Below are 18438 nucleotides of genomic sequence, written 5' to 3'. Positions count from 1 at the left end.
AGGCTCAATTCATCAGAGCCTCTGGATGTTCCCTTGCTTGCCGATGTTCGCTCAGAGCGAGCGTAATCATGTAAGTCATACCTGGGGATGAGGACCTGAGGCTGATGCACGGGTCCTGGCCGGGCTCGTAAGCTGGCCGGGTGATCTCGGCAGCGGTGCGTCCCTTCGCGCTGGCGCTGTTCCGGGGGCGAGCGGATCCGCCGCCGGTGCGTTCGGGGCGGTTCACGGCCCCGAGAGTGCCGCGCCGCCTGTCCGTCCTGCTGCCGTTCCAGCGGGTGCACCTGGCGCTGGTGGCCGACCTCCTGCTCGCCTACACGCTGTACGGGAGCACGCTGGGCGAGCTCGAGTCGTGGAACCTGGAGAGCAGGCTGCCGGTCGACGACAGCCTGCTCCACCTGCCCGCCCTGGCGGTCTCACTGCCGCTGGGGCTGCGCGACCGCCTGCCGCTCGCGGCCTGGCGGACGGCTCTGGTGCTGCTCCCGGCCTACCTCTTCGTGATGGTCGCCATCCGCCCTGAGGGCTCCATTCCGTACACGATGCCGTTCGTCCTGGCCTACACCCTGGTGCTCTACTCGGTGGCGGTGCGCTGCGCCAGACCCGTCACGTTCGCCGTCTGGGTCGTCAGCGTGCTGGGCATGGTGCTCATCGACACCGTCAGCATGCCGATCGGCGCGGTCGTCGTCACGGTGACGGTCCTGTTCGGCCACAACGTGCGCATCCGGCGCAGCGCCACGGCCAGGCTGGCCGAGGAGGAGCGGCGCACGCAGCTCGCGCTCGGCGCCCGGCTCGTGCTGGAGGAGCGCGCCCGCATCGCGCGGGAGCTGCACGACGTGGTCGCCCACCACATGTCCGTCATCGCGATCCAGGCCGAGGCCGTGCCGATGACGGCCGCGGGCGACGCCGCGCGGCTGGAGGCCGGGCTGGCGGAGATCCGCGCGCTGTCGCTGGAGGCCCTCGCCGAGCTGCGCCAGGTGCTCGGCGTGCTGCGCGACGAGGAGGGGCGCACCGACACGGCGCCGCAGCCCGGCCTCGACCGGATCGACGAGCTGGCGGCCAACGCCCGCAGCGCCGGCCTGACCGTGCGGGTCGAGCGTTCGGGTCCGCTCGACGGGCTGCCGCCGGCCGCCGGGCTGTCGGCGTACCGGATCGTGCAGGAGTCGCTCAGCAACGCGATGCGCCACGCGCCGGGGGCGGCGGTCACGCTCGTCCTCACGCGTGACGGCGACCGCCTGCGGCTGCGGGTCGCCAACGGGCCGGGCACCTCTCCCGGCGGCGCACCCGGAGCGGGGCAGGGGCTGGTCGGCATGCGCGAGCGGGCGGCCCTGCTGGGGGGCACCCTCCAGGCCGGCCCGGTGACCGGAGGCGGCTACGAGGTGACGGCGACCCTCCCGGTCGCCGCCCCCGAGGGGCCGTCATGAGCCGGGGCGACCCCGCCCGGGGCGGGATGCCGACGGGAGACGCTGGTGGGCCGCGGGCGGCAGGGCCGGATGGTGAGGGGAGTCGTGGGGTGATCCGGGTGCTGATCGCGGACGATCAGGGCATGGTCCGGACGGGGTTCGGGGTGTTCCTGGGCGCCCAGCCGGACATCGAGGTGGTGGGCGAGGCGGCCGACGGCGAGGAGGCGGTGCGGCGGGCCGCCGAGCTGCGGCCCGACGTGGTGCTCATGGACGTGCGCATGCCGGTGATGAACGGGCTGGAGGCGGCCAGGCGGCTGCTGACCGGCGGCGGCGGGCCCAAGGTGCTCATCCTGACGACGTTCGACCTCGACGACTACGTCTACGAGGCGTTGCGGGCCGGGGCGAGCGGGTTCCTGCTCAAGGACGCCTCGGCCGCGCAGCTCGCCGAGGCCGTGCGGGTGGTCGCCGCCGGCGACGCGCTCATCGCCCCGGCCGTGACCAGACGGCTGATCCACGAGTTCGCGCGGCTGGGCGGGCCGCGCGCCCCGACGGCCAGGCGGCTGGCCGACCTGACCGAGCGTGAGACGGAGGTGCTCACCCTGGTGGCCCAGGCGCTGTCCAACCAGGAGATCGCCGAACGGCTGGTCGTGGCCGAGCAGACGGTCAAGACACATGTGGGCCGCGTGCTGATGAAGCTCGGCCTGCGCGACAGGGCCCAGGCGATCGTGTACGCCTACGAGACCGGCCTGGTGCGCCCAGGCGAGTGACCCGACGCCGCACGGCCATACCCACGCAGACCGGCGCGACCCTCACACCGGCCCCAGCGGGCGGGCGTCACCGCCATGTTCCACAACTCCATCGGCGAGGTGGCCCGGTCCTCCCGGGAACCAGGTGGGGCATCGGGCGGAGCACCTTACGGGCGACCGGCGGCCCAGGCGCCCAGGCCCTCCTCGGTGAGAACATGGTCGAGCGCCACCGCCGCCGCGCCGTGCAGCGCGCCGTCCCCGCCGAGCACGGCCGCGAGCACGGGCGGCGGATCCGGGCGGCGGAACCGCATCAGCCCGGCCCTCAGTGCCGCGTCGAACTCCGCGGCCGCCGCCACGCGCAGCGGCTCGGCGAAGCCGCCGAGCGTGACGACACCGGGGTCGAGGGCGTTGATCAGTCCTGCCAGGCCGCGGCCGAACGCGCCGGCGACGTGGCCCAGCGCGGACCGCACCGCCGGATCGCGCTCCGCTCGCTCCAGCGCCGCCTGCGCGTAGCTGCGCGGGTCGCAGGGCTGCGGTTCGCCGAGGTGGCGGGCGACGGCGCGGCCGTCCACGGCGAGATCCCAGCAGCCAAGGGCGCCGCACGGACAGCGCAGCGCCGGATCGCCCAGCGGCAGGTGCCCGAACTCGCCTCCTGCGCCGGAGGCGCCCGCCACGGGCCGGCCGTCCACGACCAACGTGCCGCCCACGCCGACCTCGATCGTGACGTGCAGTGCCGTGCCCGCCCCGGCGGCGGCGCCGTACCGGCCTTCGGCGGCGCCGGCCAGGGTCGCGTCGTTGCCGACGAGCAGCGGCACGTCCGGGTGCGGCGCCAGCGGGGCGAGGTCCACCGCGTCCCAGCCCAGCGCCGCCGACTGCACGACCCGCCCGTCACGCACCGTGGCCGCCACCGCCGCCGACACCGCGCGGACCCGGCCGCCGTGGCGCTTCCGCGCGCGCCGCACCGCCGCCGCGACCGCGCCGATCACCTGCGCGGGCTCGCGGTCGGCGTGCGCGCGGGCCTCGACGACGTGCGGCCGGCCGTCGAGCGCGGCGACCGCGCACCGCCAGTCCTCCTGCCGGATGTCCACGGCGACCACGAGCGGGCCGTCGGGATGCGGGTGCAGCACGGTCGTGGGCCGCCCCCGCCCCGTCGCGGCGGCCGGGGTCTCGGCGAGCAGCGCGAGCTCGCGCAGCCGCGCGGTGATCTCGGTGGCCGACCCGGTGGTGAGCCCGAGGCGCTGCGCGACGTCGGCGCGGGTGGCGCCGGGCCTCCGGCGCAGCTCCTCCAGCACGGCCAGCGCGCCGCGCCAGCGGGCGTCTCTCGCCCGGACGGACCGCCCGCCATCTGCGGGGCTTGCCATGGACACCCCCTCGTTGTTTATGCTCGTGGCACGAGTTTATAGGAGGGAGACCCTGTGCGACGACTGCTGGACCTGGGGGCGGTCGAGGCGGTGCTCCTCGACATGGACGGGACGCTGGTCGACTCCGACGCTTCGGTCGAACGGGCCTGGAGGACGTGGGCGGAGGAGTACGGCGTCGACGAGGCGGCGGTGCTGGCCGTCGCGCACGGCAGCCCGGCGGCGCGCACCGTGCGGCGGCTGCTGCCCGAGCTCGACGAGCGTGGCGTCGCGGAGGCGGCCCGTCGCCAGCACGCGCTGCAGTACGACGACCTGGCCGACGTCGCCGCCGCGGCCGGCGCGCACGACGTGCTCGCCGAGCTGGACCGGCTCGGGCTGCCGTGGGCCGTGGTCACCAGCGCCGACGGCCGGCTGGCCAAGGCGCGGCTGGACGCCGCCGCGATCGACCCGCCGCTGCTGCTCAGCATCGACGACGTGCGCGCGGGCAAGCCCGACCCCGAGGGCTACCTGCTGGCCGCGGCCCGGCTGCGCGTTGACCCGGCCCGTTGCCTGGTGGTCGAGGACTCCGAGCCCGGCCTCGCCGCCGGCCGGGCGGCCGGCATGCCGACCGCGGCGCTGCGTGGGCTGGACGGCGACCTGTGCCTGCTCGGCCTCGGTCAGCTCGCCCACCTGCTGCACCGCGCCCAGGCCAGGCCATGGTGACGGGAGGCTGTCCCACTTCGGCGGCCCCGCGTGGACCTTCGCCCGGCCACCGGCCAGTACTACCTCCACCTGTTCCGCCCCGAACAGCCCGCCCTCAACCGGCGCAACCCCGCTCTCACCGCCGAGATCCACGCGGCGATCGAATGCTGGCCGGCACGCGGGCTCGACGGCTTCCGCATCGACACCGCCGCCTACCTGGTGAAGGACGAGGACCTGCGGGACAACCCGCAGGTCCGACCAGCTCGCGCCGACGCCGGGGACGACGCTGGAGTGGCGGCGTCAGGACCACCGCCACGACATCCACCAGCCCGGCGTGCACGCCCCGCACGAGAGGTGGCGCCGCCTCGCCGACCGCCGTGTTCGCGCGCAGGCGACGCCTGGCGCGCGGCGCATCGGCGGTCTTCCCGAACGGAGGGTAGGAGATGTCCGACCAGGTGACCCCGTTCCGGCTGCACGTCCCGGCGCCTACGGCAGGGGGCCTCGCGGCAGGAAACGTGGCGCATTCGCGGGCCGGCTGTTCGCCGTGGGGGCTGCCGCACCGGTGCGGAACTGCGCTCTCTGGGGCGACCCGTCACGGACCGCCACGTCGCCGTCCGCCGATGACGGTGGGGCCGTGCTGCAGCTACCCAGCAGATACGCCGGGTAGCCGTTGGCGACCGCTGGACCGCCTGCCTCGTTCGGGGTGTCGAACATGGGGAATCGGTCGTGAGTCATGTCGGATGCCTCGGTCCCGCCGACGTATGTGTTTCTCTTCGATGTGCCTGAGGTAGGTTCCGGATGACGCGCCGAACGCGAGACCGCATCGGGTTCGCGTCCGGATCAGCGGGCAGGTGAGTCCCGCAGGAGACGAACTGTACATAACCTCAAGAGCGCGCCACCGACGTATGACATGAATCCCTCTCATCTGCCTCCGCCGGGTGCCCGTTTTGACGACACAGTGTCGTCTCCTACTTGACGTGGGCGCCCCAGGTTTGTGACACTTCGTCGTGAAAGATTCGTACACGGTGGGGTGAAGTGTTGACGTCGTTCTCCGAGATCCTGAAGAGCGCCACCTGGAGCGACCACGAAGCGGCCGAGGGTGAGAGCTACCTGACGGAGCTGATGGGCGGCCGGCTCACCACGACCGAGTACGGCGAGATGGTCGCCCAGCACTACTTCGCCTACGTGGCGCTCGACGGCGTCTCCAGGACGCTGGCCGGGCACCCCGTCGCCGGCCGGTTCGTCTTCCCGGAGCTCTACCGGGAGCGGGCGCTGGAGCGCGACCTCGCCGCGATCTACGGGCCGGACTGGCGTGACCGCATCGCCCCCTCCAAGGCGACGCGCACCCTGGTGGCGAGGATCCACCAGGTCGCCGACTGGCCCGGCGGTTACATCGCCCACCACTACACCCGCTACATGGGCGATCTGTCGGGCGGGCAGTTCATCCGGATGGAGCTGCAGAAGATCTACGGCTACCAGAAGGGCGGCGGCGTCGACTTCTACGTCTTCGACGAGGTGGGCAGCCTGCCGAGGTTCAAGAACGAGTACCGGGCCCGGCTCGACGCGCTGTCCCTGGACGAGCGCGAGCAGCAGCGGATCATCCGCGAGGTCAAGTTGGCGTACCAGCTCAACACCGAGGTGCTGACCGAGCTGCTGCACGTGGTGAAGACGGCCGCCTAGCCGCATGCCCGGCTGCCGGGCCGGCCGGTCGAACCCGGCCGGCAGCGCCGCGCCCCGGCCGACGACCGCCCGGCCCACGACCGCGCCGGCCGGCGACCGCTACGTGGCTCAGCGGGCGGTCAGCGCCTTGAGGACGGCCTCGGCGGTGGAGGTGCTGGACTGCGGGTTCTGGCCGGTGATCAGGTTGCCGTCCTCGACGACGGTGTCGCTCCACGCGGCGCCGGCGCGGACCACCGCTCCGCGTTCGCGCAGCCGGCTCTCCACGAAGAACGGCGTGCTGTCGCCCAGCCCGCCCTGGCGCTCCTCCTCGTCGGTGAAGGAGGTCAGGACGCGGCCGGCGAAGGTGAAGGCGCCGTCGTCCCTGGTGGCGCTGAGCAGGGCGGCGACGCCGTGGCACAGCGCCGCGACGACCTTGCCCCGGGCGTCGGCCTCGTTGAGCAGCCGGCCGAGGTCGGCGTCCTGGGCGAGGTCGGCCATGGGGGCGTGCCCGCCGGGGATGTAGATCGCGTCGTAGTCGTCCGCCCGGGCCTCGGCGAGGGAGAGCGGGTGGCCGAGCCGGTTGGCGATGCCGTCGAGGTAGGCGCGGAACCGCTGCGCCTCGCCCGGCGGGACACCGCCGCGCTCGTCGAGGCTGAGCGCGTCGACGGTCGGCCGGACGGCGCCCGGCGTCGCGATCGTCACCTCCGCCCCGGAGGCGGCGAGCACCTCGTGGGACGCGGCGACCTCCTCCGCCCAGAAGCCGGTGGGGTGGGTGGTGCCGTCGGCCAGCGTCAGGCTGTCCGCGCCCGAGACGACCATCAGGATCTTCGACATGAGTGCCTGCTTCTCGTGTAGTGGGGTCCGCGACGCCGAGCGCCGCGGACGCCGCGAGCCCGTGCCCGCGATGTCCGGAACAACACCAGCATCCATCAGAAGGAATCCAGGAACATCTCACCAGCCATAAGATGCCTTATGGCTGGGCGCGGGAGCCCGGTCGGAATGGGACCGTCGAGTGGTCACAGCTCTCACAGCTCGTCCCATTGGCGGGCGGCCTGTCGGAGCCGGTCGCGCAGCACGGCGACGGCCGGGTTCGCCGCGCTGCCGCGCCGGACGGCCAGGTAGAGGGTGTTCAGCGGCGCCGCCTGCGGATCGTGCAACCGCACCACCTCCCCCGCGTGCAGCGCCGGCGCGGCGATGTAGCGCGGCAGGACCGAGATCCCGGCCCCGGCGACCACCGCCGCCAGGACGCCCCGGAGATCGGGGACGATCATCGCGACCGGATTCGGCGGGCGCCGCCCGAACTCGCTGCGCCAGTAGCGGCGCAGGATGGGCAGTTCCTCGGCGTAGGCGACCAGCGGCAGGTGCGCCAGCGCCGCCACCGGCTCCGTGCGCAGCCGCTCGGCGTCGATGGTGTGGGCCAGCGCGGGACACGCGACCAGCACGAACTCCTCGTCCACCAGCGGCTCCGCCAGTACCGCCTGCCGCTTCGGCCGGACCGCCGACACCACCAGGTCCAGGCGGTCGGCGGCCAGCTCGGACAGCAGGTCGTCGGCCAGCCCGAGCGTGGTGTGCACGCGCACTCCCCGCCGGGCGAGGCCGGCCAGCACCGGGATGACCAGCAGGGTCATGAACTCCGCCGCGCCGCCGATCCGCACCGTCCCGCCGAGGACCGGTTCGGTGTCCGCCGGGTCCAGCGCCCCCCGCAGCCCGTCCACGTGCGTACCGACCCGCGAGGCGAGCACGGCCGCCCGCTGGGTCGGCGTCACGCCCCTGCGCGTCCGTACGAACAACGGCTCCCCGACCTGCTCCTCCAGGCGGGCGAGCTGTCCGGTGACGGCGGGCTGCGTCACCCCGAGGCGTTGCGCGGCCGCCGACAGGGACCCGGCCCGGTAGACCTCCAGGAACGTCAGCAACAAGTCGAGACTCGGCACGCCACCCCGTTTCTCCGGCACCACCACATCCACAGAAAAGCACGCGGCCGGCGGCGGGCGCACCGAGCCTCCCGCATCTCGCGGGAGGGCCGTGGGGCCCTGGTCCGGGGCCGGCCCGGCCGGGTGGCGGTGCGTCCTGGGCCGCAGGCCGCAGTGGCGGGCCGCCGCCCGGCCTACCATAAGGCGTATGCCCCGCATCTCCGCCGCCACCATCGGCGAGCATCGTGCCCAGACGCGTGATCGCATCCTCGGGGCCGTGTCGCGCCTGTCGCGGGAGCAGGGCATCGACGCCATCTCCATGACCGACGTGGCCGGGGAGGCGGGCATCACCCGCACCGCCCTCTACAACTACTACCCCGACAAGGCCGCGCTGCTGCTCGCCTTCACCGAGCAGGTCACCCGCTACTTCATCGACAGCTACGAGCGGGAGCTGCCCGAGGGCGCCTCGCCCGCCGACCGGCTGCGGGTGTTCGTCCGCCTGCAGCTCGCCGGCCTGGTGGCGCACCCGCACCCCGGTCCGGCCGACCTCAGCGCGGCGCTCGGGCCCGACGCCTACCAGCGGCTGGCCGAGCATGTCGCGCCGATGCAGCGCATCCTGGTGGAGATCCTGGAGGCCGGCAGCGCCCGCGGCGACTTCCAGGTGCCCGACGTGGACGCCACCGCGCGCATGGTCCTCGCCGTGATCGGCGCCGAGCGGGTGCCCCTGATCAGCGGCCAGGTCAGCGTGGAGACGGCCGGGGAGCTGGTGTCGGGGTTCGTGCTCAGGGCGCTCGGCGGCCACGCCTGACTCCTCCGGCTCCCGTGGCGGGGGGCAAGATCCGCGGCCGGCGGGGCCGATGACAGGATGGGGGCCATGGACAACGGGCACGTGATGTTCGCCTCCGGCCGAGGGCGATGGATCCTGACGGCCACCGTGCTCGGTTCCGGCCTGGCCATGCTCGACAGCACCGTGGTCAACGTGGCCCTGCCGTTCCTCGGCGACGAGCTGGACGCGAGCATGGCCGGCCTGCAGTGGACGGTCAACTCCTACACCCTCGCCCTGGCCGGGCTCATCCTGCTCGGCGGCTCGCTCGGCGACCGGTTCGGCCGGCGCCGGATCTTCCTCCTGGGCACCGTCTGGTTCGCCCTCGCCTCGGCGCTGTGCGGGCTGGCGCCGAACATCGAGTTCCTCGTCGCCGCCCGCGCGCTGCAGGGCGTCGGCGGAGCGCTGCTCACGCCGGGATCGCTGGCCATCATCCAGGCGTCGTTCGTCCGGGCCGACCGGCCGCGCGCCGTCGGCGCCTGGTCGGGGCTCGGCGGCGTGGCCGGCGCGATCGGGCCGCTGCTGGGGGGCTGGCTGGTGCAGACGGCGGGCTGGCGGTGGGTGTTCCTGATCAACCTGCCGTTCGCGCTGCTCGTCGTGCTGGTCACGCTGCGTCACGTGCCGGAGAGCCGCGACGAGCAGGCAGCGGGCCGCTTCGACGCGCTCGGTTCGGCGCTGGCCGCGCTCGCGCTGGCCGGGATCACCTACGGGCTGATCGAGCGGGGCGCTCCGGTGCCGCTGGTCGTGGGCGTGCTGCTGGGCGTGGCGTTCGTCGTGGTGGAGCGGCGGCGCTCGCCCGCCGCGCTGGTGCCGGTCGGGATCTTCCGCGACCGGGTGTTCACGGCGGTGAACGTGGTCACGCTGATCATGTACGCGGCGATGGGCGTGGTGTTCTTCCTGCTGGTCATCCAGTTGCAGGTGGTGTCGGGCTTCTCGCCGGTGGCGGCGGGCCTGGCCCTGCTGCCGGTCACCATCCTCATGATGCTGCTGTCGCCCAGGGCCGGCGAGATCGCCAAGCGGCACGGGCCGCGCCTGCCGATGACGGGGGGCATCGTGGTCGCCGGGCTCGGGTTCGTCTGGATGGCCACGATCGGGCCCGGATCGTCGTACGTGCTGCAGGTGCTGCCCGCGGTGACCGTGTTCGGCCTCGGCCTGTCGGCGGCGGTGGCGCCGCTCACGGCGACCGTGCTGGCCAGCGCCGAGGAGCGCTATGCGGGCACGGCCAGCGGCGTGAACAACGCGGTGGCCCGCACCGGCAGCCTGCTCGCGGTGGCGGCCGTGCCGCCGCTGGTGGGGCTGGTCGGCGACGCCTTCGAGCGGCCCGCGGTGTTCGACGCCGGATTCCGGGCCGCGATGCTGGTCAGCGCCGTGATGATGCTGGTCTCCGCGCTGATCACGTTCCTCACGATCAGGTCGAACGTCCTCGCGCCCGAGGAGGCCCGCGCCTGACCGGCCGCGCCGGGTCAGCCCGTCGCTCGAGCACGCCCGATCAGCACGCGGATCAGCCCGCCGGATCGGCCCCGGCCGGTCAGAACGTGAACGGCTGGCTGCGGACGCTGTTGTCGAAGTTGGACAGCAGCAGTTCCGGCTCGCCGACCGACCGGATGCCGGGCAGTCTCGTCAGCAGCTCGCGGAACATCGTGCGCATCTCCTGCCTGGCCAGGTTGGCACCCAGGCAGAAGTGCGGTCCCGGCCCGCCGAAGCCGACGTGCGGCTTGGTGTCGCGGGTGATGTCGAACGTGTCGGGGTCGGGGAAGACGCTCTCGTCACGGTTGGCCGAGCCGTAGAACAGCACGACCTTGTCGCCCTTCTTCAGCTCCAGGCCACGCAGGGAGTAGTCCTCGGTCACCGTGCGCCTGAACTGGATGATGGGCGAGACGTGGCGGACCATCTCCTCGATGGCGCCGTTGATGTGGCCGTCGAAGTCGCTCAGCAGCAGCTCGCGCTGCGCCGGGTTGTCGGTGAGCAGCTTGATGCCGTGGGCCATCGTGTTGCGGGCGGTCTCGTTGCCGGCCACCAGCAGCAGGGCGAAGAACGAGCCCAGCTCCTTGTCGGTCAGCTTCTCGCCGTCGGGGTTGGCGGTGACGAGCAGCGAGATGAGGTCGCCGGCCGGGGCGGCGGCGCGCTCGTGGCCGAGCTTGATGACCATGCGCTGCAGGGCCAGCAGGGCCAGCATGTTCTGGCCGGCGAGCTGGACGCTGCGGGCCAGGCTCGGGCGGACGCCGGTGTAGGCGGTGGAGACGTCGACGTGCTGGTGGACCTTGGCGCGCAGCTCCTGCGGGATGTCGAGCATGTCGCAGATGACGTGGATGGGCAGCCGGGCGGCCACCTGGTGCACGAAGTCGCGCGGGCCGTCCTTGACGACGTCGTCGACGATGCGCGTGCAGGCCGCCTCGATGTCGCTCTGCAGCCCGGCCAGCATGCGGGGGCTGAACGAGCGGGTGACGATGCGGCGCAGCCGGGCGTGGCGGGGGTCGTCCATGTTGACCATCGACTCGCCGAACACCTGCTTGACCCAGCCCGGCGGCTCCGGGTTGGTGACGGCCGGCTCGCTGGAGAAGACCTTGGCGTTGCGGCTCGCCTCCACCACGTCGGCGTGGCGGACGAGGGCGTAGAAGCCCTTGCCGGAACGCAGCAGCGGCACCTTCTTCTCGGGGAAGAACACCGGGTGCTCCAGCTGCCGGAGCCGGGCGAACGCCTCGTGCCGTTCTTTGAGCGGTTTGCGCCAGAAGTCCAGGTCGGCGAGATCGATGTCCGCGAGATCGATGTCCACGGGCCTATCCTGGCACGTTCCTTCGCCGGTCCCGCCACGGATCCCGGTGCCCGTCCGCTGCCCGTCCGCTGCCCCCCGCGGCGGCCCGCACCGATGTGCATCAGGACCTCGGGGAGCGTTCGCGGGCCGTTCAGGCCGGGTTTCACCCGGCCGGACATCACTGGAGGCATGAACGCACTGCTCGCCGCCTGCCTGGTCCTCCCCCTGGCCACCGGTACGGCGCACGCCGCCGCCCGGCCGTGCGACGGCACCCCGTCCGACTTCGACGGCGACGGCCGCGCCGACCTCGTCGTGGCCGCTCCGTACGACGACCGGCGGACCGGCTCGGTCACCGTGCTGTACGGGGACGGCCGGACGGTGAAGCTCGTCCAGGAGGAGCCGGAGCCGGGAGACGCGTTCGGCTCGGCGCTGGCGGTGGGCGAGTTCGACGGCGACGGGTGCGCCGACCTGGCCGTCGGCGTGTCCGAGGAGTTCGCCGGCGAGCGGGTGCCCGGCGCCGACGGCAACGGCGCCGTCGAGCTGTTCCACGGCTCGCCGGAGGGGCTGCGGCGGGAAGGACGGCTGACGCTGCCCAGGCCGTCGAGCGACCGGTTCGGCGCCGCGCTGGCGGCGGGCGACCTGGACGGCGACGGCGACGACGAGCTGGCCGTGGGGGCGCCGACGCGGGGCAGGGGCGGGTCGGTCGTCGTCCACTGGATGAAGGGCCGCGACCGGCAGGAGATCACGCAGCGGACGCGCTGGGTGCGGCAGGCGGCCGGGGTCACCGACCAGTGGGGCGCGGCGCTGGCGGCGGGCGACTTCGACGGCGACGGCCGGGACGAGCTCGCCGTGGGGGCGCCCGCCGACACCGTGACGCACGACGGCCAGGGTTCGGTCACCGTGCTCGACCCGAAGCGGCGGCGATCGCTCACGCTCACGCAGAGCAGCCCCGGCGTGAAGGGGGCGGCGGAGAAGTGGGACGGGTTCGGCGCGGCGCTGGCCACCGGCGACCTCGACGCCGACGGGCGGGACGACCTCGCCGTCGGGGTGCCGGGCGAGGGGCTCAGCGCCCGGCAGCGGGCCATGGACTACGGGGACGGCGCGGTCCACGTGGTGTACGGGGGGCGTGCCGGGTTGCGGGGGGCGCGCAGCGAGATGTGGACGCAGCGGCTGCTCAAGGGCGAACCGCGCTACTACGACCGGTTCGGCGCGGCGCTGGCGACCGGTGACTTCAACGGCGACGGCGACGACGAGCTGGCGGTCGGGGTGCCGGGCGAGAACGCGGTGCAGGTGCTGGCCGCGGGGCGCTCCGGCGGGCTGACGCGGCGGGGTGACGTGGTGGTCAAGGGGCGCGGCTGGGTGCCGGCCGCGGTCCCCGGCGGGCGCGCGCCGGGGAAGGGACGGGTGGACGGGCTGGTGGTGGCCGACCCCGACCAGGGCGTGGTGTCGTACGTGCCGGGGGTGCGCAGGCCCGGCCCGTACGCGGGGGTGCGTCCCGGTACGGCCCGCAAACTGGGGACGGGCTCCGGGCTGTACGGCTACGCCCTGGCCTGACCCGCTACGGGCTGTACGGCTACGCCCTGGCCTGACCGCTTCGGGCTGTACGGCTACGCCCTGGCCTGACCCGCTTCGCCCGTCCCGTCCCGCGGGGGCTCGGCCCACCGCCGGGCCGAGCCGGACCCCGAACCGATCCGCAGGTCTCTCCCGGCGGACGGTCAGGCGCGCGACTGCTCCGCCGACGGGATCTTGACGCGGTGCGCGGTGCGGGCGGGGGCGCCCCTGCGGGAGATGTAGTCCAGAGTCCGGTACGCCACCGACAGGTCGTCGCGGGTCAGCCGGGCCATGATGTAGCCGCGCCGCTGGTCGATGTAGGAGATGTGCGGGTTCTCGGCCATCGACTCGGCGATCCACGTCCTGTCGCGGTAGCCGTCGCCGTCGCTGGCGATCGAGGAGGCCACCAGCTCGCGGGCGACCACCGGGGAGTCGGGGTCGTCGGTGTCGGCCTTGAGGTCGGCCAGGTGGTGCATGTGGGCGTCACCGGTCAGCACCACCGGGTTGGAGCTGGCCGCGAGCGTGCCGAGCAGCCGGGCGCGTTCGGGCGCGTAGCCGTCCCAGGAGTCGAGGTTCACCTCCCGGCCGGGCCCCGCCTTGTAGTCGCGGTGGGCCACCATGATCTGCTGGCCGAGCAGGTTCCAGCGGGCGGCGGAGCCGCGCAGGCCGTCCTCCAGCCAGCGCCACTGGCCGGCGCCGAGCAGCGTACGCCCCTCGTCCAGCCGCTCGTCGCAGCCGGCCCGCACGCCGTCGAGGCATGCCTGGTCGTCGCGGAACTGGCGGGTGTCGAGCAGGTGGAAGCGGGCGAGCGTGCCCCAGGAGACGCGCCGGTTCACCTGGAGCGCGGTGCCCCTGAGTGACGCGCGGCGGAGCGGCATGTTCTCGTAGTAGGCGCGGAAGGCGTCGGCGCGGCGGCGGTCGAAGGCGGGGGCCGCGGTGCTGGAGACGGGCCCGGCCCAGTTGTTCTCCACCTCGTGGTCGTCGAAGGCCACCAGCCACGGCGCCGTGGCGTGCGCGCGCTGCAGGTCGGGGTCGCTCTTGTACTGGGCGTGCCGCAGCCGGTAGTCGGCCAGCGTGGCGCACTTGCCGGGCGTGTGGGAGCGGACCCGGCCGGCGAGCGCGGTGTAGCCGCTCGGGCCGTACTCGTACAGGTAGTCGCCGAGGAAGACCACCAGGTCGGGCTCCTCCTCGGCGAGCCGCCGGTAGGCGGTGTAGAAGCCGTGCTCGTAGTGGGCGCACGCGGCGACGGCGAAGGCCAGCGGCCGCTCCCCCTCCGGTGTGGTCATGGTGCGGCCGGCGGGCGAGACCCGCCCCTGGGCGCGGAAGCGGTAGTGGTACGGCGTGCCCGGTCGCAGGCCGTCGAGCTCGACGTGCACGCTGTGCGCGGCGCCGGCCCGGGCGGTGACCGTGCCGGACCGGACGATCGAGGAGAAGCGCTCGTCGGCGGCGACCTGCCAGTCGACCTCCACGTCGCGGGAGGGCATGCCGCCGCGTCCGTCGCCGCCGAGCGGGTCGAGGGCGAGACGGGTCCAGAGCACGAACCCGTCCGCCGAAGGGTCGCCGGAGGCGACGCCGAGGGTGAACGGGTCGCCCTTCAGCGCCCTGGACGTGCCGGCCGAGGCGCCGGCTGAGGTGAGGGGGCCGGTGCCGGTGAGAAGGCCCGCGGTCGCCGCCGCGAGGAAGGATCTGCGGTCCACGCTCCAGGTATGTCCGGCCCGGCTGACCCCGCCATGACGGCGGGGGCACGTCCACGTGAACAGCGTCCGTCAGGGAGCGGGGACGGCCTCCCGGGCCGGCTTTCGAGGACGAACCGCGAGCTACGGGGTCCGGAGGCGACGGGCCCGCGCGAGGGCGGACGCGCGCGACGGCGGGACTGGTTCTCCGGCGTGGGCCTAGAGGGCGAGGGCGTGGCGCAGGGCGGCGGCGGTGGTGAAGGGGACGCCGGTCATGCCGGCGAGCCGGGCACCCTCGACGTTCTCGGGCCGGTCGTCGATGAACACGATGTCGGCGGGATGCGCGCCGAGCCGGTCGGCGAGGTGGTCGTAGATGTCCCGGCCGGGTTTGACCAGCCCGATCCGGCCGCTGTAGACGCGGTGCGGGATGGCGGCGATCCATGGCAGCCGGTCGAGCCCGTCGGCGGTGCGGGCGGGGGCGTTGGACAGCAGCGCCACGGCGGTGCCGGCCGCCATCAGCTCACGCAGGATGGCCACCGTGCCCTCGTCCGGGTGCGACCAGCTCGCCACGTCGAGCGCGCTCAGCCGGTCGATCTCCGCTGGGCCGGCGGACCGGCCCAGCACCGCCGACCAGTAGTCCGCGTCGGTCAGCGAGCCCCGGTCGTAGTCGAGGCGGTGCTTCCAGTAGCCGGCCCGGAACGTCTCCAGGTCGATGCCGGCCGTGCGCGCCATCGCCTCGACCTCGGCGTCGGGCTGGTCGAGGGACAGGACGTTGCCGTAGTCGAACACGATCCACGTCATACGAGGAATGGTCGCAGATGCGACGTGATGGCGGGGCAGCCCAGGTACTTGCCGGCGGTGTGGAAGTCGATCCAGTCGAGGTCGACCAGTTCCTCGTGGTCCACCCCGGAGAAGCTGTCGCACAGGCCGGGCGGGATGGCGGCGATGTCGTCCTTGTCGGCGATGTTCACCCAGCGGGCCACGCCGGGGGGCCGCTCGCCACGTCCGTTGACCGGCGCGGGCAGCAGGCGCTCGAAGACGACGTCGCGCATGCCGAGCGGGCTGCCCAGGGTGACCAGCAGCTCCACCTTCAGGCCGGGGTCGGACCAGAGCGCCTCGTAGGCGACGACGCTGCCGAGGGAGTGCGCGATCACCACGCGGGGATTGTTGCGGCGGATCGTGCCGGCGACGGCGTCGCGGCAGCTCTCGCGCCTGCCCGCGTCGGTCAGGTAGGCCGCCACCTCCGGCGCGAACAGCGCGGCGAACGCCGCCGACCTGCTGTCGAGCCGGGTCAGCAGCCAGCCGGTGAACGTCCTGAGCGCCCCCGTGACGTGCTCGCCCACGCCGAGCTGCCGGGCCCAGCCGGCGAGCACCTGGTGCGCGGGCGCCTCCATCGCGACGAGCTGCCGCGGATCGGCGGAGCGCGGCCGGCCGTCGTGCAGGAGGTGCGCGTAGTAGGCGACGTCGCTGAGGTACGGCCGGGGCTCCCCGCCGAGGGCCGCGTGCAGGTAACGATCCCACTTGCGGCGCATCGCCTCGGCCGCGCCGGAGGCAGAGTTGCCGGCGGCCACGAAGTAGTCGTACTTGCCGATCCCGTGCACGCCGACGATGCCGGACACAGCGCCTCCCACCAGACCCCGGTACATGCCAGGCGAATAGTGGCACACCGGGCGGGCGTCCGCCTGCCCTTTTTCCTCTCCATGCCGTCCGTATGGCTCGTTCCCCGCAGGGCGGGCGAAGACGGGGGCCGCGGCCACGACTGGTCCGACTCGGCCACGCGGAACCGGCGCACCGCCCACCGCTGCGCGGCCGCGACCAGCTCACGCGCCGCCTTCGCGACGAGCCGCCCAGCTGCAAGCTGATCACATCATGAGCCCCTGGAACGAGGATGCCCGGCCCTCAGCTCAGCGGCGCGTCCGCCAGCCCACTGCCCGCGACCGCTCTGGTGGGGTTAGCGATCGGGCACACGTGGACGGTCATTGCCTGGTAGGACGAGGGGTGAACGTGAAAGCCTGTCCGACGCAAGAGATGGCGTGTCCCACTCTCAGTGTCGAGGATGTCCGATACGGGATGAAGTGCGAATTGTTCTTGCGCCTGATACAGTTGGGCTATCCTTAATACGTCATCCATCAATCCTATGCGCGTCCAGGATTACAAAGTTCTCTGAGGCATCTTTACCCCTAGCAGTCTGCAGTGCTTTCTCGACCTGAGGCTCAGGCTTGCCAGAGGACACGAAGAAGCTAGGACTGAATATTGATATTTGGATGTCCGGCCACCCATTCGCAGTCATCTCAACCCATTGCGCAGGGCGCCGGTCGGAGACTTTCCACCCACGCGCCTGCAGGCGCCTAGTAGCTTCGAGCAGTGCCGACTCGGCGTTTGAACTGCCAACATCAGCTATGACGATTCGAGTTACTACTGTAGTGCTGTCAAAGACGGCTTCGGTTTTGGTTTCGGCCAAGACCTTGCCGGCGCTCCGCATATCGCGAGTAACTGCATCGTCCACGTCTAGTGTGGCACCCCACAGGCAGCCAGTGAGGAGAAGAGGCGATATTAGGGCGATCACCCATCGCACAAATACGTTTCTCTTCAATAACTTAACCTTACTGTCCGATTTCAGTTCAGAGACTGTGCACTATTGCGCAGTTGTAAATGGATAGCACTTCTGGGCGACGCAACGCCAGTACTCGGACGCAGAATCATCTACCCACCCCTGGAAGGCGCCCTTCCCAAAGAAGGCTTCATATCGACGCTGGGCAGGACCCGAGTGCGCCTTGCTGGCCTGGTAGCCACTTTCGGCCCACTTTCGGAATTGAGCCGCGTTCCCTACACACCCGCAATAGGCGAGCGTTGCCTCCCAGTCATTGAGTGGCCTCAGGCGCCCGGTTGTCGAATCTGTTATCCTGTAGGTTTCCTTCACGTCTCGCATACGAGCAGCAGCCAGCGATATAGCCATCCGAGGGTTTTTGGTAATCAGGTTTGCAATGTCTCGATTGCTCATCTTACGCTGATCATACTCGCGCTTATAGTACTTATCCAGCAGTTTTCTGACTTTGTATACCTCCAGCTGCGATAGGCCCCATCCCTGCTTTTCATTGTCGCCGAATAGCCATACACCAACACTCACGATAGGGCCTTCATTCGGCTCCAGATGAATGCCTTCATAGATCAAGAGTGCCGCGAGAGCATTTGGATGAATGCCGTGCCGCTTGGCGGCCTCGGTTATGTACTTATTGTACTTAAGAAGTAGCATATAGTCGTTAAGGTGAGGGAAATATCCGCTTACCTTCCCCGCCTTCTTGCTCAAATAATAGGCTTTGCCGCTGGCACTTACCTTGACTCGGCTGGGGTTGAAGCTGCGAAGGCCACCAACAGAGACCCAGAGCGACGCCTTCTCTTTGCTGCTCAACTCAGGGTTCCAGACTGCCAAATACGTCTCGCGAACCTTCTCGCTGGCGTCCCAGAAGTTGGGCTGGTCCACTGGTTCGCCATTGGGCATGAGACCTCGCCTTTTGGCCTCGTCATCGGTGTAGATACGCAGCCATGACGTAATGATGACCCCGAAGCAGCCGGCCGCGTCGCAGCCCATGGCGCCGCCGCCTATGTCATCTCTGGAGCAGGCTCTTCCAATGCATAGGCCGCTGCTGCCGCCGCCTCCGCTGATGATGATGCCGTTGCGGGCGTAGGATTCGGCGACTTCTTGTGGGTCTCGGCTGAGGTCATACTCAGGGCCGCCGGTTCTGCTGAGGTGGTCGGTGTAGTGGCCGGTGGGGTCGATGCCGGTGAGGGGGGAGGCGTTGGCGTAGGTGTAGCGGTTGGCCTGGACCGAGGGGTTGGGGGTGAGGGTGGCGGTGTCGCGGCTGGTGAAGGTACCGGTGCCGGGCTGGT

The 18438-nt window shown here is 72.0% G+C and carries 17 protein-coding genes; 8 read left to right on the top strand and 9 right to left on the bottom strand.

Going from position 1 to position 18438, the window contains the following annotated elements; genetic code table 11:
• The first annotated feature begins 140 nt into the window (after positions 1-140).
• Both CXR44_RS27095 and CXR44_RS27090 read left to right on the top strand, forming a co-directional pair.
• Positions 141-1418, top strand: a complete 1278-nt coding sequence (locus tag CXR44_RS27095) for a sensor histidine kinase (RefSeq protein WP_101788965.1) — start codon at positions 141-143, stop codon at positions 1416-1418.
• Between the two features lie 89 nt (positions 1419-1507).
• On the top strand, positions 1508-2164 hold the full coding sequence (locus CXR44_RS27090; protein WP_180903721.1) for a response regulator: 657 nt from the start codon (positions 1508-1510) through the stop codon (positions 2162-2164).
• A gap of 146 nt (positions 2165-2310) precedes the next feature.
• On the opposite strand, the gene CXR44_RS27085 is transcribed toward CXR44_RS27090, so the two are convergent.
• Positions 2311-3504: an ROK family transcriptional regulator gene (locus CXR44_RS27085; protein WP_101788963.1), complete on the bottom strand. Its 1194-nt coding sequence runs from the start codon at positions 3502-3504 to the stop codon at positions 2311-2313.
• Between the two features lie 54 nt (positions 3505-3558).
• Between CXR44_RS27085 and CXR44_RS27080 the strand changes: the two genes are divergently transcribed.
• The 3 genes from CXR44_RS27080 to CXR44_RS27070 all read left to right on the top strand — a co-directional run bounded on the left by CXR44_RS27080 (position 3559) and on the right by CXR44_RS27070 (position 5862).
• The gene (locus tag CXR44_RS27080; RefSeq protein WP_219602008.1) at positions 3559-4203 is read left to right on the top strand and encodes an HAD-IA family hydrolase; all 645 of its coding nucleotides are present in this window, start codon (positions 3559-3561) and stop codon (positions 4201-4203) included.
• 30 nt (positions 4204-4233) lie between these two features.
• Complete coding sequence (locus tag CXR44_RS42245) at positions 4234-4641, top strand: alpha-amylase family glycosyl hydrolase (protein WP_219602007.1); 408 nt, start codon at positions 4234-4236, stop codon at positions 4639-4641.
• Positions 4642-5217: 576 nt separating this feature from the next.
• Positions 5218-5862 (top strand): biliverdin-producing heme oxygenase, encoded by a 645-nt coding sequence (locus tag CXR44_RS27070; RefSeq protein WP_101788962.1) that lies wholly within the window; start codon positions 5218-5220, stop codon positions 5860-5862.
• 108 nt (positions 5863-5970) lie between these two features.
• On the opposite strand, the gene CXR44_RS27065 is transcribed toward CXR44_RS27070, so the two are convergent.
• Entirely contained in the window at positions 5971-6675 is a 705-nt protein-coding gene (locus tag CXR44_RS27065) for a type 1 glutamine amidotransferase domain-containing protein (RefSeq protein WP_101788961.1), read from the bottom strand.
• A gap of 191 nt (positions 6676-6866) precedes the next feature.
• Positions 6867-7772 (bottom strand): LysR family transcriptional regulator, encoded by a 906-nt coding sequence (locus CXR44_RS27060; RefSeq protein WP_101788960.1) that lies wholly within the window; start codon positions 7770-7772, stop codon positions 6867-6869.
• 187 nt (positions 7773-7959) lie between these two features.
• Here CXR44_RS27060 and CXR44_RS27055 point away from each other — a divergent pair, with 187 nt between their 5' ends.
• The gene (locus CXR44_RS27055; RefSeq protein ID WP_101788959.1) at positions 7960-8559 is read left to right on the top strand and encodes a TetR/AcrR family transcriptional regulator; all 600 of its coding nucleotides are present in this window, start codon (positions 7960-7962) and stop codon (positions 8557-8559) included.
• Positions 8560-8625: 66 nt separating this feature from the next.
• Positions 8626-10023, top strand: a complete 1398-nt coding sequence (locus CXR44_RS27050) for an MFS transporter (protein WP_245899435.1) — start codon at positions 8626-8628, stop codon at positions 10021-10023.
• 79 nt (positions 10024-10102) lie between these two features.
• On the opposite strand, the gene CXR44_RS27045 is transcribed toward CXR44_RS27050, so the two are convergent.
• Complete coding sequence (locus CXR44_RS27045; RefSeq protein ID WP_425437455.1) at positions 10103-11347, bottom strand: cytochrome P450; 1245 nt, start codon at positions 11345-11347, stop codon at positions 10103-10105.
• A 168-nt stretch (positions 11348-11515) separates the two neighbouring features.
• Here CXR44_RS27045 and CXR44_RS27040 point away from each other — a divergent pair, with 168 nt between their 5' ends.
• Positions 11516-12880, top strand: coding sequence for an FG-GAP and VCBS repeat-containing protein (locus CXR44_RS27040; protein ID WP_101788957.1), 1365 nt, complete (start codon positions 11516-11518; stop codon positions 12878-12880).
• 161 nt (positions 12881-13041) lie between these two features.
• Here CXR44_RS27040 and CXR44_RS27035 read toward each other — a convergent pair whose 3' ends face one another.
• The 5 genes from CXR44_RS27035 to CXR44_RS39690 form a co-directional block, all read right to left on the bottom strand.
• Positions 13042-14574, bottom strand: a complete 1533-nt coding sequence (locus tag CXR44_RS27035; RefSeq protein WP_101788956.1) for an alkaline phosphatase D family protein — start codon at positions 14572-14574, stop codon at positions 13042-13044.
• Between the two features lie 195 nt (positions 14575-14769).
• On the bottom strand, positions 14770-15351 hold the full coding sequence (locus CXR44_RS27030) for an HAD family hydrolase (protein WP_101788955.1): 582 nt from the start codon (positions 15349-15351) through the stop codon (positions 14770-14772).
• The gene (locus CXR44_RS27025; protein WP_101788954.1) at positions 15348-16169 is read right to left on the bottom strand and encodes a hypothetical protein; all 822 of its coding nucleotides are present in this window, start codon (positions 16167-16169) and stop codon (positions 15348-15350) included. The genes CXR44_RS27030 and CXR44_RS27025 overlap by 4 nt, the downstream gene beginning before the upstream one ends.
• A 503-nt stretch (positions 16170-16672) precedes the next feature.
• A complete protein-coding gene (locus CXR44_RS39040) occupies positions 16673-17143 on the bottom strand; it encodes a hypothetical protein (protein ID WP_144070090.1) in 471 nt (156 codons plus the stop codon).
• Positions 17144-17185: 42 nt separating this feature from the next.
• Positions 17186-18438, bottom strand: a 1253-nt coding sequence (locus CXR44_RS39690) for a hypothetical protein (RefSeq protein ID WP_180903720.1), incomplete at its 5' end; no start/stop codon positions are given.

It is taken from the genome of Nonomuraea indica (genome assembly GCF_002850745.1).
Classification (GTDB): Bacteria; Actinomycetota; Actinomycetes; order Streptosporangiales; family Streptosporangiaceae; genus Nonomuraea; species Nonomuraea indica.
This window is presented reverse-complemented; position numbering and strand designations above follow the sequence as displayed.